Source organism: Streptomyces sp. NPDC020965 (genome assembly GCF_044333555.1).
GTDB lineage: Bacteria > Actinomycetota > Actinomycetes > Streptomycetales > Streptomycetaceae > Streptomyces.
The window spans coordinates 1-22289 of the sequence record NZ_JBIRRE010000002.1 but is presented as its reverse complement, the minus strand read 5'-3'; the positions used below and the strand labels follow the sequence as shown (position 1 = coordinate 22289).

The window sequence follows — 22289 nt, the reverse complement described above, 5'->3', positions numbered from 1 at the left end:
TCAGCGGGCGAGGGTGTCGGGGTCGGCGGCTTCCGGCGCCGGGGCTTCATCTCCCGCGGCCTCACGCCCGGGGCCTTCGCGTCCCGCGACCTCATCTCCTGCGGCCTCGCGTCCCGGGCCCGGGGAGGGGCGCTCCGGATCCGCCTGGACGACCGCGAGCAGGGCGCCGACCTCGACCTGGTGGCCGGGCGCCGCGTGCAGCGCGACGAGCGTCCCGGAGGCGGGGGCGACCACCCGGTGCTCCATCTTCATCGCCTCCAGCCAGAGCAGCGGCTGCCCCCGCTCGACGCGGGCGCCCTCGGTGACCCCGTCCCCGATCCGTACGACCGTCCCCGGCATGGGCGCGAGCAGCGAACCGGGTTCGGCGTGTTCTCGCGGTTCGGCGAACCGGGGGTGGGTGGTGAGGGTGTGGGAGCCGGTGGGGGTGTCGACATGGACGCGACCGTCGCCGTGGTCGGTGATGTGGAAGGGCCGGACGACCCCGTCGATATCGAGGTCGACGCGGTCGGGCCCGGCGCGGACGACGCGTACGGAGGGTGGATCGGCCAGCTCATAGCCGTCGCGGGTGCGGTGGTAGCGGACCTCGTGCCGGGCCTCGTGCTGGACCTCGTGCCGGGCCTCGTGCTGGACCTCGTGCCGGGCCTCCTGGTCGCCGTAGCCGCGGGCCGCGTGGGCGCCGTAGCTCCGGCTCTGCGGCTGGGACGGCAGATTGCGCCAGGCGCCGAGCCGGGACGGGACGGTCGCGCCGGAGGCCCGTTCGGCCGCCGCGAGCGCCGCCGCCACCGCCGCGTACTCCCCGCCCGGTGCGGGACGCGTCAGCTCGCGCAGATTCCGTTCGTAGAAGCCGGTGTCGAGTCGCCGGCCCTCGGCGAAGTCCGGGTGTTCCAGTGAGCGGACGAGGAGTTCGCGGTTGGTGCCCGGCCCGTGGACGCGGGCGCGCCGCAGGGTGTCGGCGAGGCGGCGGACGGCCTGTGCGCGGGTGGGCGCCCAGGCGACGACCTTGGCGATCATGGCGTCGTAGTGGACGCCGATGGAGTCGCCATGGGTGTAGCCGGTGTCGACGCGGACGGTCGGAGCGGAGGGTCGGACGGTGGTCGGAGCGGTGGATCGGACGGTGGTCGGAGCGGCGGGACGGGCGGTGGTCGGGCCCGGTGTCTCCCCGGGGATCGTCAGCTCCCACAGCACCCCCGTCTGCGGCGCCCAGTCATGGGCCGGGTCCTCGGCGTAGAGGCGGGCCTCCACGGCGTGTCCCCTCGGCGCGGGCGGCGCGGACGGCAGGGCCTCCCCCTCGGCTATCCGTATCTGCCACGCCACCAGATCGAGGCCGAAAACCGCCTCCGTCACGGGGTGTTCGACCTGGAGGCGGGTGTTCATCTCCAGGAAGTGCGCACGGCCCGACGGGGAGATCAGGAACTCCACCGTCCCCGCGCCGATGTATCCGACCGCGCGCGCCACCGCCACCGAAGACTCCTGGAGCGAGGCGACGATTTCGGGGGCGAGGCCGGGGGCCGGGGACTCCTCGATCACCTTCTGGTGGCGGCGCTGGAGGGAGCAGTCCCGGGTGCCGAGCGGCCAGACCGTCCCGTACCCGTCCGCCAGTAGCTGGATCTCCACATGGCGGCCGTCCTCGATGTACGGCTCGATGAACACCTCGCCGTCGCCGAACGCCGCCAGCGCCTCCGAGCGCGCCGCCGCGAGCGCGGCCGGCAGTTCGGCCGGGGCGCGCACGATCCGCATCCCCCGGCCGCCACCGCCCGCCGCCGCCTTCACCAGGACGGGCAGCTCCGCCCCGGTGACCTCGGCCAGTGGCGCGACGCCCATCAGTTCCTTGGCCCGGGTCTTCGATGCCATCGCCTCGATCGCGGTCGGCGGCGGGCCCACCCAGACGAGCCCCGCGTCGAGTACGGCACGGGCGAACCCGGCGCTCTCGGAGAGGAATCCATAGCCCGGGTGGACGGCGTCGGCGCCCGCCGCGAGGGCGGCCTTCACGATCAGGTCACCGCGCAGATAGGTGTCGGCGGGGGCCGCTCCCGGCAGCCTTACGGCCGCGTCCGCCTCCCGTACGTGCAGGGCCGGGGCGTCGGCGTCCGCGTACACGGCGACGGTGGCGATCCCCAGTTCGCGACAGGTGCGGAAGATCCGGCACGCGATCTCGCCCCGGTTGGCGACGAGGAGGGTCCGCACCATCCGCCCCGTGCTCGGGGCGGCGTCAGGGTTGGGCCTGGGCTTGGGCCTGGGCTTGGGGGTGGGTGTCGGCATCGGGGCCTCACATCCTGAAGACGCCGAAGCCGCCACGCGCGCCTTCGACCGGGGCCGTGTGGATCGCGGACAGACAGAGCCCGAGGACCGTACGGGTGTCACGCGGGTCGATGACCCCGTCGTCGTACAGCCGCCCGGACAGGAACATCGGCAGCGACTCCGCCTCGATCTGCCGCTCCACCATCGCGCGCAGGCCCGCGTCGGCCTCGTCGTCGTACGGCTGCCCCTTCGCCGCCGCCGACGCGCGCGCGACGATCGACAGGACGCCCGCGAGCTGCTGCGGACCCATCACCGCCGATGCGGCGCTCGGCCAGGCGAAGAGGAAGCGGGGATCGTAGGCCCGGCCGCACATGCCGTAGTGCCCGGCGCCGTACGAGGCCCCCATGAGCACCGACAGATGGGGCACGGTCGAGTTGGAGACCGCGTTGATCATCATCGCGCCGTGCTTGATGATCCCGCCCTGCTCGTACTCCCGGCCGACCATGTAGCCGGTGGTGTTGTGCAGGAAGAGCAGCGGGATGTCCCGCTGGTTGGCGAGCTGGATGAAGTGCGCCGCCTTCTGCGACTCGGCGCTGAACAGCACCCCCTGGGCGTTGGCGAGCACACCGACCGGATAGCCGTGGAGCCGCGCCCAGCCGGTGACCAGGCTCGGCCCGTACAGCGGCTTGAACTCGTCGAAGTCCGAGCCGTCCACGATCCGGGCGATGACCTCACGCGGGTCGAAGGGGGTCTTGAGGTCCTCGGGCACGATCCCGAGGAGTTCCTCGGCGTCGTACTCCGGCGCCGGGACCGGCCCCGGATCGGGGTGCGCCTTGCGCAGGTTGAGGCGGGCGACGACCCGGCGGGCCTGCCGCAGCGCGTCGGCCTCGTCCAGCGCGTAGTGGTCGGCGAGGCCGGACGTCCGGGCGTGCATCTCGGCGCCGCCGAGCGATTCGTCGTCGCTCTCCTCGCCGGTCGCCATCTTGACCAGCGGCGGACCGCCGAGGAAGACCTTCGACCGCTCCTTGATCATGATCGAGTGGTCGGACATCCCGGGGATGTAGGCGCCGCCCGCCGTCGAGTTGCCGAAGACCACCGCGATGGTGGGGACACCAGCCGCGGAGAGCCGGGTCAGATCGCGGAAGACCGCGCCGCCGGGGATGAAGATCTCCTTCTGGGACGGCAGGTCCGCCCCGCCCGACTCGACCAGCGAGATGCACGGCAGCCGGTTGGCGTACGCGATCTCGTTGGCCCGGAGCGCCTTCTTCAGCGCCCAGGGGTTGAACGCCCCGCCGCGTACGGTCGGATCGTTGGCGGTGATCAGGCATTCGACGCCCTCGACGACGCCGATACCGGTGACGAGCGAGGCGCCCACCGGGTAGTCGCTGCCCCAGGCGGCGAGCGGGGACAGCTCCAGGAACGGGGTGTCGGGGTCAAGCAGCAGCTCGACGCGTTCGCGGGCGAGCAGCTTGCCCCGGGCGCGGTGGCGGGCGACGTACTTCTCGCCGCCGCCCGCGAGGGCCTTGGCGTGCTCGGCCGCGAGGGCGGCGAGCTTGCCGGTCATGGCGTCACGGCGGGCGGCGTACTCGGGTCCGGAGGGGTCGACGGCGGTGGGCAGTACGGTCATGGCGCCACCGGCCCGAGGGCCCGGGACCGGCCCGGGGACCGTCCTGGGGAGCCGGCCTGAAGCTGGGACCGTCCTGGGGAGCCGGCCTGGACCGGGGACCGTCCCAGGGAGCCGACCTGAAGCTGGAACCGGGCGGCGGGCGCGCCGCCCTTCGGTACGGCCGGCGCGCCTCTCCGCACCATCGGCACGCTCCACGAAGTCGTGGCCACCTCCCTCGGCACCGTCGGCCCGCCCCTCCGCACCGTCGGCGCGCCCCTCCGCACCACCGGCACACCCCTCGAAGTCGTGGTCACAGCAGCACCTCCGGTATCTCCACGTACCGCGACCGCAGCCACTCCCCCAGCGCCTTGCCCTGCGGATCGAACCGGGCCCGCGCCGCCACCCCCTCGCCGAGAATCCCCTCGACGGTGAAGTTCAGGGCCCGGAGGTTCGGCAGCACATGCCGGACGACGGTGCGCCGCGCGGTCTCCGGAAGCAGCGCCTGGAAGCGGGCGACGGTCAGTTCATGGGCGAGCCAGCGCCAGGCGTCGTCGGAGCGGGCCCAGACGCCGACATTGGCGTCGCCGCCCTTGTCGCCGCTGCGGGCCCCGGCGATCAGCCCGAGCGGGCCGGACCGGGTGCCACCCGGTGGCCAGGGCTCCGGCAGACCGGCCGCCGCATCGATCGCCCCGCCCCCGCCCGTACCGGCGCCGCCCGAACCGCCCCCATACGTACCGAATCCGCCCGTACCGGCGCCGCCCGTACCGGATCCGGTCCCGGCCCCCGGGCCCGTACGCGCGGCCGGCGGGATCGCGACCCGGTGCCCGTCCGGCAGGACCGCCGTGTGCGGTACCTCGGCGGCGTCGAGGTACTCCGCCTCGAACACCCCGTACGGCGTGCCCTTCCCGGGCGGGGAGGTGACATGGAAGCCGGGGTAGCTGCCGAGCGCCAGCTCGACCGCCGCGCCGCTGACCGCGCGGCCGACCTTCTCCTGGTCGCCGTCGCGGACGACGAGCCGCAGATAGGCGCTGGCCCGCTCCTCCGTCTCGCCGTCGGAGTGTTCCGTACGGGCGAGTTCCCAGCTCACCCGCGCGGGCCGGTCCGCGCCGAGTGCCTCCTCCAACTGCTCCCGCACCAGTTGGGCCTTGGCCTCGATATCGAGGCCGGTGAGGACGAAGACGACCTCGTTGCGCCAGCCGCCGATCCGGTTGAGCCCGACCTTGAGGGTGGGGGGCGGCGGCTCCCCCCGTACGCCGGAGATCCGGACCCGGTCGGGGCCGTCCCGCTCCAGTTGTACGGTGTCGAGCCGGGCGGTCACGTCCGGCCCGGCGTAGCGGGCGCCCCCGGTCTCGTACAGCAGTTGCGCGGTGACGGTACCGACGTCCACGACACCGCCGGTGCCCTCGTGCTTGGTGATGACCGAGGTGCCGTCGGCGTGGAGCTCGGCGAGCGGGAAGCCGGGGCGGCGGACGTCGTGGTCGCTGAAGAAGGAGTAGTTGCCCCCGGTGGCCTGGGTGCCGCACTCCAGCACATGGCCGGTGACGACCGCGCCGGCGAGTGCGTCGAGGTCGTCGGGGCGCCAGCCGAAGTGGGCCACGGCGGGGCCCGTGACGAGGGCGGCGTCGGTGACCCGGCCGGTGATGACGATGTCGGCGCCCGCGCGCAGGCACTCCGCGATGCCCGCGCCGCCGAGATAGGCGTTGGCGGTGAGCACTCCGGGGCCCCAGCCGCGCGCGAGCAGATCGTCGCCCTCGACATGGGCGACGGTGGCGGGGACGCCGACCCGGTCGGCGAGGGCGCGGACGGCGGCGGCGAGGCCGGCCGGGTTGAGACCGCCCGCGTTGGTGACGATGCGGACACCGCGTTCCCTGGCGAGGCCGAGGGTGTCCTCCAACTGCCGGAGGAAGGAGCCGGCGTAGCCGCGGCGGGGGTCCTTGAGCCGGTCGCGGCCGAGGATGAGCATGGTCAGCTCGGCGAGGTAGTCGCCGGTGAGGACATCGAGGGGGCCGTCGGTGAGCATCTCGCGCAGGGCGTCGAAGCGGTCGCCGTAGAAGCCGGACGCGTTGCCGATCCGGAGCGGTCGCACCCCCGCTGCGGACACCCCCGTCGCGGGCACCTGCATCGCTGACACTGTCGTCGCGGGCTCTGTCGTCGCGGGCTCTGTCATCGCGCTCCCCGGGCCGGGCGGCCGGCGCCGGCGGGTCCGGCGAACGCCTGGGCGATGGAGAGCCAGCGGTCGGCGTCCGGCCCTTCGGCGCGGACGGCGAGATCGGCGCGGTGGGCGCGCTGGGTGACCAGCAGGCAGAAGTCGACGGCGGGGCCGGTGACGCGCTGTTCGGCGTCCTCGGGCCCGTACGTCCACAGCGACCCGTCCGGCGCGGTCAGCTCGACCCGGAAGGGGGCGGCGGGCGGGGTGAGCGCGTGGATGCCGAAGGCGTAGTCCCGGGCGCGGACCCCGATATGAGCGATATGCCGCAGCCGCGCGGTGACGGGCCGTACGACTCCGAGCGCGTCGGCGATGTCCTGGCCGTGCGCCCAGGTCTCCATGAGCCGCGCGGTGGCCAGCGACATGGCGCTCATGGGCGGCCCGTACCAGGGGAAACGTTGGTCCGGCGGGGCCGCGCGCAGTAACTTCTGGAGCTGTTCGCGGCCTTCGCGCCAGTCTTCGAGCAGTGCGCCGGGTGGCCGCTCGGCCCCCGCCGCCGCGCCCTCGTCCACAAAGGAGTGGGGCGCGGCGAACGCCTTCTCGGTCTCGACGGCGAAGGCGGCGGGGTCGGTGACGGCGAGCAGGGTGGCGGTGTCGGTCCAGGCGAGATGGGCGATCTGGTGGGCGATGGTCCAGCCGGGGGCGGGGGTGTCACGCGCCCAGTCGGCGGGGGTGAGTTCCGCTACGAGCCGGTCGAGTTCATCGCTGTCGTCGCGCAGATCGTCGAGTACGGCGGTGGGATCGGACACGGTGCGCTCCCTCGGGGACACGGCGTTGTGTGCCCCGGAGCATGGCAGCGCGACAAGAAACAAGCAACGGTGCTTGCTTTACCTTCCGTCTTTCTCCCCACCGGGTCCGGCCACTCTCCTCCCACCGGGTCCGGCCGCCTTCCCCCTACCCGGCCGGGGTGTCCGCGCGCCGGCGATCTGGGTCCGTACGGCGCCGACGCTCGCGGCGATGACACAGGCGATGGCGAGCGCGTCGGTGACCGAGAGGGCCTGGCTGAGCACCAGGAATCCGGCCGCCGCCGCGACCGCCGGCTCCAGGCTCATCAGCACCGCGAAGGTGGACGAGGGAAGCCGCCGCAGCGCCAGTAGTTCCAGGGTGTACGGGAGGACCGAGGACATCAGCGCGACGGCGAGACCGAGGCCGAGAATCGACGGTTCGATCAGCTTGGACGCGGACTCGGCGAGCCCCAGCGGCAGACTCAGCAGGGCGGCCACCACCATCGCCAGCGCGAGCCCGTCGGCCTGGGGGAATCGGCGGCCGGTACGGGCGCTGAAGACGATGTACGCGGCCCACATGACACCGGCCGCGAGCGCGTAGAGGGCGCCGACGGGGTCGAGCCGGTCGAAGCCGCCACCGCTCAGCAGGACGACGCCGACGAGCGCGAGACCGGCCCAGACCAGATTGACCAGCCGCCGCGAGACGATCACCGAAAGGGCCAGCGGGCCGAGCACCTCCAGGGTGACGGCGGCGCCGAGCGGGATACGGTCCACGGCCTGGTAGAAGAGGATGTTCATCGCGGCCATGGCGGCGCCGAAGGCGACGACGGTGCCCCAGTCGGCGCGGGAGTGCCCGCGCAGCTTCGGGCGGCAGATGATCAGCAGGACGAGGGCGGCGAGTACGAGCCGCAGGGTGACGACGCCGAAGGCGCCGGCGCGGGGCATCAGCAGGACGGCGACGGACGCGCCGAACTGGACGGAGAGCGCCCCGGCGACGACCAGCCCGACGGGCCCGAGCCGGCCACGGAGCGAATCCCCGGCGCCGGGGTCGGGACCGGCCGGTACGGATGCCGCCGGAAGGGGTCCGGGTGCCGCCGGTACGGGTATGGATGCGGTCCGGACCTCGTCCACCGATGCCTCCTGGCTTTCTGACGTGCTGACGTGCTGACTTCCTGGCCGGCTTGCTGGCTGGCTTGCTGCTTCGCGAGCCGGACTCCGCCCGCTTACCGAATTCTCCCGGCGCGGCGGGATCGGGGCTCGGGCGCCCTGCTCCGGGTCCGGGCACCAGGCTCAGGCGCCGGGCCCGCGTCAGCCGCTGCTGGGCTTCTTCGCGGCGGGTGGCGTATCCCCGCGCCCAGGCCACACCCCACGCTAAGGCTTGTCGTGTCTGCTGTGAAATGCCGACTGGTCTGCGGTTATGCTCCGGACGCATGAGCATTGAGCTGCGTCATCTGCGCTGCTTCCTGGCCATCGCGGAAGAATCCAGCGTGACCAGGGCGGCGGCCCGGCTGCACCTCACCCAGCCCGCCGTGTCGCGCTCCCTCGCGGCGCTGGAGAAACACCTCGGGACCCGGCTGGTGGACCGTACGACCCACCGGCTGGCCCTGACGGCGGAGGGCAGGGTCTTCCGCGACAAGGCCACGGCGGCGGTCGCGGCCTTCGACGAGGCACTGGACGCGGGACGGCTCCGCCACTGGCCGCTCCGGCTGGGCCACGCCTGGGCGGCACTCGGCCCGTACACGACACCGCTGCTGCGCCGCTGGGCCCGGGAGCACCCGGAGACCCCGTTGGAACTGCTCCGGATCGACGACCGTACGGCGGGACTGGCGCGGGGCGAGGTGGACGCGGCGGTGCTCCGGGGACCGGCGACCACACCCGGGCTGGTGACCGAGCCCCTCTTCCTGGAGCCCCGGGTGGCGGCGGTCACCTCCGACGGCCCGCTGGCGGCCCGGCCGAGCCTGACCCTGGCGGACCTGACCTCCGGCCCGGTGCTGGTGAACCCGGTCTCCGGGGTCACCACCCTGGACCTGTGGCCGGCGGGAGCCCGCCCCGGGTCGAGCCTCACGGTGACCAACACGGACGACTGGCTGGCCGCCATCGCCGCGGGCCGGGGAGCGGGCGTCTCGGTCGCCTCGACCGCGCGGATGCACCCGCACCCCGGGGTCACCTACCGCCCGCTGCCGGACGCGCCCCCGGTCCCGGTACTGCTGGCCTGGCGGGCGGGCGGCGGCCATCCGGCACTGCCCGCGCTGGCGGCCCTGGCCCGCGAGGTCTGCGCCGCGCCGCCCGCCCCCGGTGAAGGTCCCGCCTGAGGAGGCCCCCTACTGAGGGTCCCGCCTGAGGAGGTCCCCCTTGTGAGCCTCAAGCCTCCTTCACGAAGACGAGCACCTCCGTGGAGGCGACGCCCATGGGCGCCAGGAAGCTGCTCTCCAGGCCGCAGCCGAGGGACGCGAAGAGGTCCACGCACATCCCGCGCGGCATGGCGGCCGGGTAGGAACCGTGCCCCTCGCCGCCCCGCGTCGCCCAGGCCCGTACCGTGGCCGGATCCAGGCAGGTCTCGGTCATGACGTCGAAGACGATCCGACCACCGGGCCGCGTGACCCGTGCCATCTCGAAGAAGTAGCGGGCGGCACAGAGGAAGGTCACGGTGTTGAAGACCTTATGGGCCTGGACCAGATCGACACTGCCGTCGGGCGTGGGGGCGAGACTGCACCCCGCGGTCGGCCGGGCGACCACCTTGAAGGTTTCCACCAGGTAGTCGGCCCAGGGCTCCGCCGTCTCGTAGATCTCGTAGCGGCCCGGTGAACACTCCTTCAGCGTCTTCTCCAGATACCGCCCGGACCCGGGGCCGATCTCCAGCACGGTGTCCGGGGCGGCGGCGAAGACGCCGAGAGCGCGCAGTTCGTCGATGGTGGACTGGGTGGCGCCGGGCGTGCCGTTCATGACCCCGTCGAGATAGTCCCCGACCGACAGACCGGCCGCCCGGGCGGCCCGCATCGTCGGCTCGAACGGGATGAAGTCGTCAACACCACCCCGGTTGTTGGTGCTGCGCACGATGTCGAACCCCACCCGCCCCAGAAGCCGCTTGGCCCCCGCCTTCACCACCGAAGCTCCCCTGTCTACCGCCCTCATCCGGCATGACCCCCCAGGTCGGTTTCCAGCCTCGACGCGAGCATAGGAGCCCGGAGGCTTGCGCGCAGTGAGACGGCGGATTCGCTCAACGGAAGCCCTCACGCCACCGCCGTACGGCTCCAGGTCACGGCCCTAAACCCGCCCCGACGGACCGGCTTTCACATCCCGGGGGTCTACCCGGAGGCGCTCCGCAGCAGCCGATGCGCGTAGTTCCTGAGTGGTACGGCAAGGTGAGGGTGGTCGCCGAGCGTGGCTCGATGGAGGAGGCGAGCGGCGGCGTAGAGCTGGGCGCGGTATCCATCGGGGGTATCGAGGACCGGGAAGCAGCCTCGGACCTTCTGGGCAAGGTCGGGTTCGGTGAGGCTGTAGCAGTAGAGCGTGGCCGGGTCGATGCCAACAGGCCCCTGACCCCAGAGTTCCCAGTCGATGATGGCCAGGGGGTTCATGAGGTTGGCCCAGTGGAGGTCGCCGTGGACAGTTTCCCACCGCTGGATTCGGACATCGGCGGTCTCACCGAAGGCGGCGCGCACGCGGCGGTCGACCTTGATCTGGTCAGTGCTGACCCGGTCGGTGGGTGCCGCCGCCAGATTTCGCAGGGTTTGCTGAAGGCCCTCCCACCAGCTCTCGGGTAGGTCGAGCTGTGGCGGTGGTGTGTCAGTGGGCGAGCAGGGTGTCCCGGGCATGAATGTCATGACTTCGGCACGCTGTCGCCGCCATTCGCCCTCTGACCACTCATGGACGCCGAGCACACGGGGCTTGGGAACACCGGTCAATCCGTTGGCTGTGGTGTTCCCTGTCCATCCGTGCCCGTGCGCCCACTCGGTTTGCTCGGAGACAACCCGGAGCCATCGGCGTCCCTCCCTGCTGTCGGCTGGAGCGCTAATCGAACGGTCACGCCAGCCGAAAACGGGTTCTCCAGTCACGACGAGAGCGAAGTGGCCAGCGGCACGGTCGAGGTTCTGGCGCATCCAGAGACGGAAGCGGCGATCAGCCTCGGCGACTCCGTCCGGGCCAGGGCTGGTGGTCACGGGACGATGTGGCGCAGGTAGGCGGTCGGGGCGCTCATGTACCGGCGCCAGTGGTCGACCAGTTCCAGGTCCTCCCACTTCGTACGGTGAAATCCGTCGGGTCCGGTTTCAATGATGTCCGCACCGGGGGTGCTGGCCAGGATGGGCGAGTGGGTGGCGCAGACGACCTGCGCTCCGCTCTCTCCGAGTTGATGCATGAGGCCAACGAGCTGGAGGCACGAGGTGAACGAGAGGGCGGCTTCGGGTTCGTCCATGACGTAGAAACCAGGCACGGCGAACATGGCTCGGAACATGGTGAGAAAGCCTTCGCCGTGGCTCATGGCGCTGGTGTCCTCCTCCCAGTAGCCCGGTACGCCGCCGAGTTTTTCAGTCATATCGAACGCAGTTTCGGCCCGGAGGAAGAAGCCCTTTTTGCTTTTCCGTGGGCCCGAGAGCATCCTCGCCCCTGCCCGAGTGGTGTCCGCGCGGAGGACTTCTCCAAGCGACGTCTTGGTCGGATCGGGTCGGCCGTGGACGCGGGCCAGGCGCCCGCCGTAGGCGTCCAGCTTGAAGCTCTCGGCAATGGCCTCGACAAGGGTGGATTTGCCCGAGCCGTTGTCGCCGACCAGGAACGTCACCGGCCGGGCAAAGACAAGATCCTCGTCAAGAAGCTGAGTGACGGCAGGCACGGTGAAGGGCCACTGGCCTCGCTCAGCGCGGTCGGGTACCAGCCCTTCCGGTACATAGACCCGGTTGACGAACACGCTGCTCCTAGTCGTAGTTCGGCTGGCAGCCCCCCTTCGGCGTACAGGGGCCTGCTCCCGTCGGCCAACAGGAGGGGTTGCAAGCCGGTCCACAGGCCGGCCCGCACTTCGGGTCACAGGGTGGAGGCGGCTTCGGCTTGCCTCCCTCCGCGGTCACCTCACGGGCGGCAAAGTCTGCCATCAGTTCCTCCCGCACCCGCTGAGCCTCGGGGCTGGACAGGATATCGGCCAGTGCCGCATCTCGGACGTTCCCGACAGGCAGCCACCGGGAGAAGACGCAGGGCCATACCGAACCGTCCGGAGAGATCGCGATCACCCCGGAAGCGCAGTGGCCACAGAGCTGGGATGTGTCAGGGGTGCTCGCACGTACTCCCCTGCCGACCCGGCGGAGCCGGTCCGTTCCAATCTCCCGAACGCCGAGCATCTCCAGCTCCCGCTGGGCGGCGGAGACCCGCTGGCCCTCCCGAACATCAATGACCCCGGCACGGAGGCGTATCCCGCGACGGACTGCTTCCGCGACGTTTGCGCGGGTACGGGCGTAACTCAACCGGCCGGTGACGGCAGCGTGCTCGGCCGGGTCGTCCGAGTAGTAGCTCGTCGCCAGCGAGACCGCCTCCCGTTCCAGCACCGGCCAGAGGGCCGCGGGGACATGTACCAGGTTAGAGAACACCTCCACCCGCAGGCCCCGGTCCAGGGCATACGTGACCAACCCCGAAAGGTCGGGATGAAGCATCGGCTCGCCACCGATAAATTGGACCATCGTGACACCCCTGGCGGCGAGCTGTTCGATCACGCGCCGCCAGTCGTCAGACTCCATTAACCCGTGGGAGCCTTGGGGTCCGGAATCGGCGTAACAGTGCTCACAGAACAGCTGACACTTCCCGGTGATCTCCAGCCAGGCAAAGGTGAGTTGCTGCATTCCAACCTCCTGAGCGAGTGAGGCAACCGGCCCATCCGAGGCGATACCCCCGACATTCCGTCGCCACCCTTACCTATCGATCGAACACATGTCCGACAATCGAGCTTCGCAGCGCCCTGCCGTGCGGGCCAAGGCACCGTAGTGGACGGCGCGTCGGTCCCGGCGTGACCTCTGCCGCCCTATGACGTGTCTCCCTAGGCAGGCCGGGCGCCCCGGTCGACCGAACTCCCCCCGGCCCCGTCAGTCGGTGGCTCGTCGTCGTTCTCGGACCTGGTGAATTGGTAGCTGTGGCCGCCCGAGTGCCCTTCGAAGAGTTCGCAGCCTTCATTCCTCCCTGCCGGTTGGCCGTTGTGGGTGGGGCAGTCCGGGAGGATGGCGACGGCGTCGGGGGTGTGGTCGTCTTCCCAGCGGGCCCAGATCTCGCCGTGGGTGGCGTCGTCGAGTTCCCGTACGAGGTCGACGTGGGGCCCGGTGGTGTGCCGCTCCAGCGAACACCGCAGCCGGGTGCTCACGTCCAGGGGGCTTCCCTGCTCGTCCGGGGTGATCTCCAACGCGTACAGCACGAGCTGGAGTGGCAGGTTGGCGGTGTGTGTACACCCGCGCGGCTTGGTGGTCATGACGGGTCCGTGATGTCGAGTACCACCGGCAGGTGGTCGGAGAGTGCGCGTGCTTCGGCCGTGTCGTGGGTGCAGTAGGCGGCGACGGCCAGCCCCCGGGTGAGGATGTGGTCCAGCCGCAGCGGTACGGGCTCATTGGCGTACGCGTACCCCACGGTCGCCGCCCTCGACTCCCCGGTGACGCTCTGCGGATCGACCCAGCCGGAGTTGACCAGCACTCGCACCGCGCGCCGGTCCATTCCCCCGAACCCGCCCGCCGCGTCCACCGTGCGGTAGCGGGAGTGGAGGTTGCGGGGAATCAGGGACCAGTCGCGGGGGTCGTCGTCGTAGACCCCGGAACAGTTCAGATCCCCCATGAGCAGCGCCCGGGACGGTGTCCCGTGGAAGGTTCCCGCGTAGTCGGTGAGCCAGCGGGCCTCACGGAGACGAGTCTCGCCGTCGGTGTGGGCGAGGTGCGTCGCGAAGACCAGAACATCGGCGCTGTCGTCGTCACCGGCCGCGGTCGCGGGGCGCAGCCGGGCCCGGATCAGCGCGTGGTGGAACGCCTGGGTGCCGAGGGTGCGGCGGCCGACGAGGCGGAGCGCGGAGGGCCGGTAGAGCAGGGTGGTGAAGTTACGCCCGTCCCCGACATACGAGGGCGCCAGCCGCACGGGCACCATCCCCAGAACATCGGCGACCCACCACAGCCGCCGCTCCTCCCGTTCGTCCCACCCGGTGCACTCCTGCAACGCGAGTACGTCGGGGGCGAGCCGGGCCAGGATTCCGGCCTGGGCCCGTAACCGCCGCTCCGATCCGTCGTCGTCCACGCCACCCCCGTACAGGTTCCAGGTCACGGCCCGTAAACCCGTTCCAACTGCGTGGCTCTTAAGTTCTTCAAGCAGCGTCGACTGATACATGAACACCCTCCAAGTTGTCGGTTGTTGACCCGGGGCCTATGCAGGGCGGGAGACGGCGAGCAGGCACCAGGTGCAGCTCCCGTCTGCGGTCACACCCCACGCGTCGGCGACGGCATCGACCAGCCACAACCCCCGCCCGCTCTCCTCCGACACCCCCGCCTCCCGCACACACGGCACCTGGGCGCCACCACCACTGACGACCTCGATCCGGATCGCGTCATCAGCGCGCAGTATCGACACGACGACCGGGCCGCGACCGTGCCGGAAGCCATTGGTCACCAGCTCGCTGAGCAGCAACTCGACGGAGTCCCCGAGCCCGTCGAGCCCCCAGCCACGGAGACACTTCCGCCCCCGCGCCCGCGCCTCGGACGGCCTCAGCCGATCCCGCTCGGACAGCGGCTCACCGGGCGCGGTCGCACGGGTGAAGCTCACGCTGAAGCCGGTCACGGGCTCAGCAATCTCAGAGGGCACGATTCCGATCGAACTCATGAGCTTCTTCATAAGACTGACCGTTCTGGGTGACATGGTGATGTCTCCGTCAGTCCATCCGTAGGGGATGCCGAGCACGAGAACTCCTCTGCTGTGGGCATGACTTCGACCGCACGCCATTAACCGAATGGACGTGATCGAAGGACGGCCAAGCTGGGCACTCTCGGCGACTCCGGCCTGTGACCAGATAACTACGGAACCCCGTGGGGGCGGTACGGTGTCCGGCGGGCCAAGCGGTATATCGGGTATACGGGCAGGTGCTTCATGACCACACGCGCTCCGAACACCACCCTGCGGGAACTGGTCGCCGAGTCCGGCCTCACGTACGCGGCCCTCGCCAAGGCAGTCCGCACAGTCGCAGCCGAGTGCGGTGTAGCTCTCAGGACCAACAAGTCCACCGTTGAGCACTGGATCTCCGGCGCCCGTCCCGCAGGCGCAACCGGTCGCTATCTCGCCGTGGCACTGTCCCGCGTGCTCGGCCGACTGCTGACCCCGGAAGATCTCGGCCTGCCGACCGAAGACACGGATGAAGACAGCATCGGCCTTTCCCTCGGGGCCGATCCGATCGACGTGCTGCTTCCGATGTGGAAGTACGAGTTGGACCGCCGCCGACTGCTGACGACTTCCGCCTACTCGGTCGCGGCAGCCGCTCTCCCGCTCACCCACATCAACGAAATCGCCGACCGCACAGCAGCCGTCCGTACCGGGCACACCGTGGGAATGGCGGAGGTCGCTGCGGTCCGGGACATGGTCCACGCCTTCTCCGAGATGGACGAACGCCATGGTGGGCGGCACGGCCGCAGCGCCCTCGTGCAGTACCTCCGCGACGACGTGGCCCCCTTGTGCCGGGCCCGGTTCCGTACCGACGAGATCCGCCGCCAGATGCTCTCCGCCGCCAGTCGCGGAGTGCACCTGCTCGGCTGGAAGAGTTACGACGCCGGACAGCAGGGCTTGGCGCAGCGCTACTACCTGCAGTCCTACGCGCTCGCCGTCGAGTCCGGCGTCACCGGACACGACGGATTCGTGATGCGGACGATGGCGATGCAGGGGCTCAAACTCCACCGACCCGAGCACTGCCAGGGCCTGGCCGAGACCGGCCTGAACCGGGCCAAGGGAAAGGTCGACGCCCAGACGGAAGCCCTCTTCCGCATCGTCCACGCGCACACTCTGGCCAAGTCCGAGCAGCGCCCGGCAGCGCTCACCGAGGTCAAACGGGCACATGCCCTGCTCACCGCGGACCAGAAGGACGAGGTGCCGTTCTGGGCCCTGGCCTGGGGGCCGCCCGCGGCCTCGGTGTACTCACGGACGGCGAAGGTCCACGAGACCCTGGGCGATCACCGGACCGCCGCCGAACAGTACGCGAGAGCCGCTACGTCCCGTCCCTCGGGCACCTACGCACGAATCGTCTCCCTCGATCTGGTGGCCGGCGCCGAGATGCAGCTCAAACGCGGTGCCATCGAGCAGGCGTGTGCCTTGTGGAACCGGGCCATGGACCACATGGAAGGAGTCCAGTCGATACGGACACGAAAGGCCGTCACGAACATGCGCAGCGACCTCGCCCGCTTCCGCGCCCGGGGCGTACGGTCCGCCTCGGACCTGGACGACCGTGCGGCCGAATTCCTCCACCATCACGCCTGACCGCACGACACCAAAGGAGAGCTCCATGTCCGAGGTCTTCGGGTTACGTCCTGTCGCGAGAGTCGTGGGAGGCCACACCGAGCCCGCCGACGACTACCAGGGCGGTGTCACCGCCATCATCAGACTCAATCCCGAGTATCCCGCCGAGACACTTCAGGGCCTCGGCACATTCTCGCACCTCGAAGTCACCTGGCACTTCCATCTCGCCTCGCCCAACGACGTGGCCCTCCAAGCACGAAGCCCCCGCAACAACCCCCGGTGGCCCGCGACCGGCACCTTCGTCCACCGCAACCACCGGCGGCCCAACCAACTCGCGGTTTCCCACCCCCGGCTCCTACGCATCGACGGCCATGATCTGCACGTCACCGACCTCGACGCGGTCGACGGCACCCCCGTACTCGACCTCGCACCCTGGTTCCCGACCATGGGACCCCGAGGAGAAGTCCATGTACCGACATGGGTGGACGAGATGCTCCCGAACTACTGGGCTGAACCTGAGCAGCGGTAGCAGTCCCGGTGCCAGCCTGCGCCTGCGGGACTCAGGTCGCTTCCGAATGGACCGCCCGCTACACCGAGCGAGAAGGACGACTCCCGTGACGGTCGAGATCAACCAGGCCACCGCCGATCACCTCCCCGCCATCCGCCGCACGATCCTCGATATCCATGCGGAGGTACGGCACCGGGACTTCGGACTGACCGGGCCGTTCTATGCCGTGGAACGCTTCGACGAGCGGCTGACGGCGTACGCGTCCCGGCCGGGTTGGACTGCGGTCATCGGCCACGAAGACGGCGAACCCGTCGGCTTCTGCTTCGGTGTCCCTCTCGCCGGCAACACCAAATGGTGGTCCGCCATGACCGAGCCCCAGGCCGAGGACTTCGTACGCGAGGACGGCAGGCGGACCGTGGCCCTCAACGAGATCGTCGTACGGAAACCCTGGCGCGGTAGCGGAGTCGCCTGGCAACTTCATCAGGCGTGGCTCTCGCAGCGGAATGAGGAACGGGTGACTCTGCTGGTGAACCCCGCAGCGGGCGGTGGAGCGGTACAAGCCGTCTACGAGGCCTGGGGATACCGGAAGATCGGTGATCAGCAGCCGTTCCCCGACTCACCCGTGTTCGCATCGATGATGCGCCCTGTGCGACAGGGCCGGTGAAGGCACGGCGAGGGCCCAAGCCCGCCCCCAGGTGCCTGCCAGGCACTACCGCCGCGCCCCCGCCTCCAACAGCAGTCGCTCGACCTCGTCATGGCCTCCCGCCACCGCCCAGTCGAGCGGCGAATTACCGGTGCCGTGGTCCTCGCGGAGATCAGGGTCGGCGCCGTGTGCGAGGAGTTCGCGCACGGCCTCCCCATGGCCCCAGCAGGCCGCTCCGCACAACGGCGTGCCTTCCGTGCCGTATCCGCTCTCGGTATCGGGGGAGGCACCGGCCCGCAGAAGGAGGCGGACCACCGGCGCCGCGCCCTGGACGGAGGCCGCGTAGAGAGGTGTCGTGCCCTCGGCGTCGGTCCAGGCGGGGTCCGCGCCGGCCCGCAGGAGGGCGCCTACCTGGCCGAGCCGCCCGAATGTCGCCGCATCGACCATCCGTCGGGAGAGCTTCTTGCGCCGTCTGTTGTTCATGACCGAGACCTTAACGATCAGTCGGATGGTCTGATGACTATGGCTGCCCTGTACACCGGGTGCGTTCCGCCGTGTGTACACCCCCGTTCGCGTCCGAGCGCCATCAACAACTCCTGCTTCGGCCCTGGACCGTGCCCTACCGTGACGGGAGTTCGGAGCTGGGCTGACGCCCGAGAGAGCTGTCTGACGCTCCGCTCCACAGTCTGAGTCGGACCGGAGCTCGTTGGGGCCCAGGCCGTGTGCTCTGGAGAGACGACACCCATGACCACACCCCACCAGAACACCACCGACGCCGACGCCCAACTCCTCCGCGCCGAGCTGGTCCGAGCCCTCGCCGACTCCGGACACCTCGGTGATCCCCGTTGGCGCAAGGCGGTCGAGACCGTACCCCGGCACTGGTTCACTCCCGGGTTCTATCTGCCCGCCGAGCAGCCTTCGCCCCTCGGGATGACCTGGTGGGAGCCGATCACCGCGCGGATCGATCACCGGCGCTGGCTGGCCGCGGTCTACTCGAACATCACTCTGGTCACCCAGCTCGACGGCGCTGAGCCCGACTGGGACCACCCCGTACGGCGATGAATGGCAGGTACGGCAGAGCGGTCCGCAACGGCTCTGGGACCGGGTCGAGGCCGTCCTCGACGCCTATGACGTCGCCGGTCGCCCCGCGCCCGAGACCTTCCGCCTGCGGGTCGACGCCGAGGGGCAGTACCTGAGCCACCCACACATGCCCACCCTCACGCTTCTCTCGTAAGGAACGACATGACCGAGAGCGACACCGTCACGGAGCGCCGCCTGCTCGCCGACCGGTTGGCCGCCAGCGGCGACCTGCGCAGCCCCGAGTGGCGGGCCGCTGTGGAAGCCGTACCGCGTGAGCTCTTTCTCCAGCACGGAGTCTTCCTTCCCGACGAGGCCGGGTACTGGCACCCGGTTCCCACCCTCGGCGCCGACCCGACGGAGTGGGTCGCCCTCGTCCACACCGACCAGTCCCTGGTCACCCAGCTCGACGACCGTCTGACAGTCGACCGGACCACGGATCCCCTACGAGGGATCGCCACCTCTTCCTCCACCATGCCCTCCCTGGTGATCTCCATGATCGAGGCCCTCGGCATCGAGGCGGGTCACTCCGTCCTGGAGATCGGCACGGGCTCCGGGTACTCGACCGCCCTGCTGTGCCACCGGCTCGGCGAGGAGAGCGTCACCACGGTCGAGGTGGACCCCGAGGTGGCCGTCCGCGCCGACGCCGCGCTGGAGAAGGCGGGTTACTCGACCTGGACCGTGCTCGGTGACGGGTTGCTCGGCCATCCACACCGCGCACCGTACGACCGGATCATCGCCGCCTGCGCGGTCCGCCGCATCCCCCATACCTGGATCCGGCAGACCGCGCCGGGCGGCGTCATCCTGGCCACCGTCGGATCCTGGTCGTACGGCACCGGCCTGGCCAGGGTCACCGTGACCGACCGTGGCACGGCCGAGGGCCGGATCATCGGGCAGTCATGCTTCATGCACGCGCGTTCGCAGGCGCCGAGGCGTCATTTCGGAGACTTGGCGGACCGTACCGCCTACGCCGATACCGAGCGGCCCGCCCGGATCGCTCCCGGGGTACTCGACGGGTGGATGCCTTCGTTTCTGGCCCAGCTCGCCGCGCCCGGCACCGAACACGTCACCGCGCGGGAAGCCGACGGACAGGAGACGGTGCACCTGATCGACATCGCGCGTGAGTCGTTCGCCGAGATCACGTGGGACGGCGGCGGCTGGCTGGTCCGCCAAGGCGGTCCGGTGTCGCTCTGGGACGCCGTCGAGACGGCCATCGCCGCCTGGCAGCGGGCCGGGCAGCCCCCCATCGATGCCGTGGACCTGGAGATCACCGCCACCGCGCACACCTACCGGATCGGCGACGATCCGGCCCTGCGCTGGGAGCACCGCGTCGTCTGACGCCCCCGCCCGGACCGGCTGGCCCCGCTGCCCTCGCCGTCAAGGGCACGTAGGCGCAACGGCGTTCCCCGCCCCACGGCGGTACCGTGACCCCAGCGCCAAGAGGGGAGCCAGCGTGCTGCGTACCGTCATCGAGGGCGAGTGGGTGACCCTACCGAGCACGCTCGCCGAGATCCGTGGTGCCCTGTCGGCCGAGGAGTTGCCTTTGTTCGAGGCCGCGATCAGCGAGGCGCCGTTGGAGGATCTGCCGCGGGTCGCCGCCCGGTGGGCCCTGCCGCCGCACGCGCGGGGTGCCGACGGCGAGTTGTTCGCGCGGCTGGAGGCCGGGGACTACACGGGGATAGTCGACAGTGACGGCAAGCCGGTGCGGCCGTGAGCCGCTACGCGGTGGCCTACGCGGCCGAGGCGGCGCAGGCGCGCAATGCGATGCCCGCCGCTTTACGGCAGCGGTTCGACGGCGCGATGGCGAAGCTCGCCGACGATCCGTACGCGGTCGGCTCGACGCCGATCCACGGGGAGCGCGACCGGCGCGACGCCACCGTGGCCGGGTGCTTCATCGTCTACTACGTCGCCGCGCAGGCGCTGCGCATCACCACGGTGCGGATCCAGACCCCGTTCTGAGCTTGTCCTACCTTCCAAGCGTGGGTCTGAGCTGGTCCTTCGTATGATCAGCGGACCCAGGGGTTCCGGGTATGGCTGTGAGCTTGTCGCCGTTGGATGGCTCAAAGAACTTGGCCGCCCGGAACCCCGCGACGACTCGACCGCTAATTGGGATACGCGACTCGATCGCTGAGTAGGACAACGTCGGCGAGGTCGTCTGCGGGATCGATATGTGACGACGAGCTGGCGGAGGTGACCGTGCCCCAGATCTGGGCCGGAGTAGACATCGGCAAGGAACACCACCACTGCGTGGTGGTCGACGAGCGAGGCGACCGCCTTCTCTCACGCCGAGTCTTCAACGACGAACCGGCCCTGCTGGAACTCATCGCGGACGTACTCGCGATCTCTGAGGACGCACTGTGGGCGGTGGACATCAACCACGGCGGTGCCGCCCTGCTCATCGGCCTCCTGCTCAGCCACGAGCAGCCGATGGTCTACATCACCGGCCTGGCCGTGCACCAAGCGTCGGCTGCCTACCGTGGCCAGGGCAAGACGGACGAGAAGGACGCGTTCGTCATCGCCGACCAGGCGCGCATGCGCCAAGACCTTGGTCACCTGCGGCCCGGCGACGAGATAGCCGTCGACCTGCGCATCCTGACCGCCCGCCGCCTCGACTTGGTCAACGACCGGACGCGTCAGACCAACAGGCTGCGCGCTCAACTACTGGAATTCTTTCCGGCGTTGGAGAGGGCACTGAACCTGAGCAAGAAGGGTCCGGTCATGCTGCTGACCGGGTACCAGACGCCGGCCGCGATCCGCCGCAGCGGAAGCACACGAATCGGAACCTGGCTGAAGAACCGCAAGGTGAAGAACGCCCCCGCGCTCGCCGCAGCAGCTGTCGAGGCGGCCAGGTCCCAGCACACCGCACTGCCGGGAGAGACCCTTGCGGCGGCCATGGTTGCCCGCATCGCCAAGGGCGTGCAGGCCCTCGATGTCGAGATCGCCGAACTCGAAGCGCTTATCGATGCCCGGTTCAACGAACATCGACACGCTACGGTGATCCGCAGCCTGCCCGGCATGGGAAACCTCCTCGGTGCCGAGTTCATCGCCGCCACCGGCGGAGACCTGGACGCCTTCGGCACCGCGGACCGCCTGGCGTCCTTCGCCGGCCTCTCACCAGTGCCACGGGACTCCGGCCGCGTCAGTGGCAACATGCGCCGCCCACGCCGCTACCACCGCGGCCTGCTCCGGGCCTTCTACCTCTCCGCGATGGCCAGCCTGAGAACCTGCACCGCCTCCCAGGCCTACTACGGGCGCAAACGGAACGAGGGCAAGGGGCACAAGCAGGCCCTGCTCGCTCTGGCCCGTCGACGAGCCAACGTCTTGTGGGCCATGATCCGCGACGGAGCGTGCTATGGAGTCCTACCAACCGTCACAGCTGCGGCTTGACATCGTCATTGGGAAGTTCTTTAGGCCCTGAGGTCGAATTGAGCCTCGAACGGACCGGCTCACCTGGGTGTTCGCCGGACGTGGGGGCGGCCTTCGTCTGATCATGTGCTCCGACCAAGGTGCACCGATCAAGACGAAGGCCGTGAAGTGAGTCTGCTGTCTGATACCGGTTCCGTGGAAGTGTTCGCGAAGGCGTCACGCTTCCGGGACGATCTGTTCGACTGCCCGACCGCGCGCGGGGACGAGCTGTTCGAGATCGTGGACGCGTTGCTGTGTGCGGACGGCCCGGTGAGGACGCCGGTGGATGTGACCTGGTGGCCGAGACCGGTCACAGTCGCGGGGGGGGGGGGGGGGGGGGGGGGGGGGGGGGGCGGGCGCGCCGCCCCCCCCCCCCCCCCCCCCCCCCCCCCCGGGCCCGCGGGCGCGCCCGCCCCCCCCCCCCCCCCCCCCCCCCCGCG

General features: G+C 70.6%; 22 protein-coding genes and 1 pseudogene. 10 read left to right on the top strand and 13 right to left on the bottom strand.

Translation table 11 applies throughout. The features are described 5' to 3' along the window. From ACH4S7_RS06975 to ACH4S7_RS06955, 5 genes are all read right to left on the bottom strand, one after another. The gene (locus ACH4S7_RS06975) at positions 1–2187 is read right to left on the bottom strand and encodes an acetyl/propionyl/methylcrotonyl-CoA carboxylase subunit alpha (protein ID WP_398520687.1); all 2187 of its coding nucleotides are present in this window, start codon (positions 2185–2187) and stop codon (positions 1–3) included. Positions 2188–2266: 79 nt separating this feature from the next. Then, positions 2267–3865, bottom strand: a complete 1599-nt coding sequence (locus tag ACH4S7_RS06970; protein WP_398520082.1) for an acyl-CoA carboxylase subunit beta — start codon at positions 3863–3865, stop codon at positions 2267–2269. Between the two features lie 289 nt (positions 3866–4154). Further along, entirely contained in the window at positions 4155–5966 is a 1812-nt protein-coding gene (locus ACH4S7_RS06965; protein WP_398520081.1) for an acyclic terpene utilization AtuA family protein, read from the bottom strand. Positions 5967–6007: 41 nt separating this feature from the next. Continuing rightward, a complete protein-coding gene (locus ACH4S7_RS06960) occupies positions 6008–6799 on the bottom strand; it encodes a TIGR03084 family metal-binding protein (protein ID WP_398520080.1) in 792 nt (263 codons plus the stop codon). A gap of 78 nt (positions 6800–6877) precedes the next feature. Beyond that, positions 6878–7906 carry an EamA family transporter gene (locus tag ACH4S7_RS06955; protein WP_398520079.1) on the bottom strand — a complete coding sequence of 343 codons (1029 nt, stop codon included), beginning with the start codon at positions 7904–7906 and terminating at the stop codon, positions 6878–6880. Between the two features lie 299 nt (positions 7907–8205). On the opposite strand from ACH4S7_RS06955, the gene ACH4S7_RS06950 reads away from it, so the two are divergent. After that, positions 8206–9087 carry a LysR substrate-binding domain-containing protein gene (locus tag ACH4S7_RS06950; RefSeq protein ID WP_398520078.1) on the top strand — a complete coding sequence of 294 codons (882 nt, stop codon included), beginning with the start codon at positions 8206–8208 and terminating at the stop codon, positions 9085–9087. A gap of 49 nt (positions 9088–9136) precedes the next feature. On the opposite strand, the gene ACH4S7_RS06945 is transcribed toward ACH4S7_RS06950, so the two are convergent. The 7 genes from ACH4S7_RS06945 to ACH4S7_RS06915 all read right to left on the bottom strand — a co-directional run bounded on the left by ACH4S7_RS06945 (position 9137) and on the right by ACH4S7_RS06915 (position 14599). Next, positions 9137–9907, bottom strand: coding sequence for a methyltransferase domain-containing protein (locus ACH4S7_RS06945; RefSeq protein ID WP_398520077.1), 771 nt, complete (start codon positions 9905–9907; stop codon positions 9137–9139). A gap of 173 nt (positions 9908–10080) precedes the next feature. Next, a complete protein-coding gene (locus ACH4S7_RS06940; protein WP_398520076.1) occupies positions 10081–10875 on the bottom strand; it encodes a phosphotransferase in 795 nt (264 codons plus the stop codon). A 56-nt stretch (positions 10876–10931) separates the two neighbouring features. Then, positions 10932–11678 carry an AAA family ATPase gene (locus tag ACH4S7_RS06935; protein ID WP_398520075.1) on the bottom strand — a complete coding sequence of 249 codons (747 nt, stop codon included), beginning with the start codon at positions 11676–11678 and terminating at the stop codon, positions 10932–10934. A gap of 7 nt (positions 11679–11685) precedes the next feature. Further along, complete coding sequence (locus ACH4S7_RS06930; protein WP_398520074.1) at positions 11686–12597, bottom strand: radical SAM protein; 912 nt, start codon at positions 12595–12597, stop codon at positions 11686–11688. Between the two features lie 194 nt (positions 12598–12791). Then, positions 12792–13214, bottom strand: a complete 423-nt coding sequence (locus ACH4S7_RS06925) for a hypothetical protein (protein WP_398520073.1) — start codon at positions 13212–13214, stop codon at positions 12792–12794. Then, a complete protein-coding gene (locus ACH4S7_RS06920; RefSeq protein WP_398520072.1) occupies positions 13211–14047 on the bottom strand; it encodes an endonuclease/exonuclease/phosphatase family protein in 837 nt (278 codons plus the stop codon). Before ACH4S7_RS06920 ends, ACH4S7_RS06925 begins: the two co-directional genes overlap by 4 nt. Before the next feature lie 99 nt (positions 14048–14146). After that, the gene (locus ACH4S7_RS06915) at positions 14147–14599 is read right to left on the bottom strand and encodes an ATP-binding protein (protein ID WP_398520071.1); all 453 of its coding nucleotides are present in this window, start codon (positions 14597–14599) and stop codon (positions 14147–14149) included. Between the two features lie 264 nt (positions 14600–14863). Between ACH4S7_RS06915 and ACH4S7_RS06910 the strand changes: the two genes are divergently transcribed. The 3 genes from ACH4S7_RS06910 to ACH4S7_RS06900 all read left to right on the top strand — a co-directional run bounded on the left by ACH4S7_RS06910 (position 14864) and on the right by ACH4S7_RS06900 (position 17388). Further along, positions 14864–16237, top strand: a complete 1374-nt coding sequence (locus ACH4S7_RS06910) for a hypothetical protein (protein ID WP_398520070.1) — start codon at positions 14864–14866, stop codon at positions 16235–16237. A 25-nt stretch (positions 16238–16262) separates the two neighbouring features. Continuing rightward, complete coding sequence (locus ACH4S7_RS06905) at positions 16263–16745, top strand: SAM-dependent methyltransferase (protein WP_398520069.1); 483 nt, start codon at positions 16263–16265, stop codon at positions 16743–16745. An 85-nt stretch (positions 16746–16830) separates the two neighbouring features. Further along, positions 16831–17388, top strand: a complete 558-nt coding sequence (locus tag ACH4S7_RS06900) for a GNAT family N-acetyltransferase (RefSeq protein ID WP_398520068.1) — start codon at positions 16831–16833, stop codon at positions 17386–17388. Between the two features lie 45 nt (positions 17389–17433). On the opposite strand, the gene ACH4S7_RS06895 is transcribed toward ACH4S7_RS06900, so the two are convergent. Continuing rightward, a complete protein-coding gene (locus ACH4S7_RS06895) occupies positions 17434–17850 on the bottom strand; it encodes an ankyrin repeat domain-containing protein (RefSeq protein ID WP_398520067.1) in 417 nt (138 codons plus the stop codon). A gap of 261 nt (positions 17851–18111) precedes the next feature. Between ACH4S7_RS06895 and ACH4S7_RS06890 the strand changes: the two genes are divergently transcribed. The 6 genes and pseudogenes from ACH4S7_RS06890 to ACH4S7_RS06865 form a co-directional block, all read left to right on the top strand. Beyond that, on the top strand, positions 18112–18429 hold the full coding sequence (locus ACH4S7_RS06890) for a hypothetical protein (protein ID WP_398520066.1): 318 nt from the start codon (positions 18112–18114) through the stop codon (positions 18427–18429). Between the two features lie 180 nt (positions 18430–18609). Beyond that, on the top strand, positions 18610–19782 hold the full coding sequence (gene tgmC / locus ACH4S7_RS06885) for an ATP-grasp peptide maturase system methyltransferase (RefSeq protein WP_398520065.1): 1173 nt from the start codon (positions 18610–18612) through the stop codon (positions 19780–19782). 115 nt (positions 19783–19897) lie between these two features. Next, positions 19898–20158 (top strand): hypothetical protein, encoded by a 261-nt coding sequence (locus tag ACH4S7_RS06880; protein ID WP_398520064.1) that lies wholly within the window; start codon positions 19898–19900, stop codon positions 20156–20158. Further along, entirely contained in the window at positions 20155–20403 is a 249-nt protein-coding gene (locus tag ACH4S7_RS06875) for a hypothetical protein (RefSeq protein WP_398520063.1), read from the top strand. Before ACH4S7_RS06880 ends, ACH4S7_RS06875 begins: the two co-directional genes overlap by 4 nt. A 237-nt stretch (positions 20404–20640) precedes the next feature. Next, positions 20641–21831 (top strand): IS110 family transposase, encoded by a 1191-nt coding sequence (locus tag ACH4S7_RS06870; protein ID WP_398520062.1) that lies wholly within the window; start codon positions 20641–20643, stop codon positions 21829–21831. Between the two features lie 147 nt (positions 21832–21978). Further along, a pseudogene (locus tag ACH4S7_RS06865) lies at positions 21979–22143 on the top strand (transposase); the annotation flags it as partial. Positions 22144–22289 lie beyond the last annotated feature (146 nt).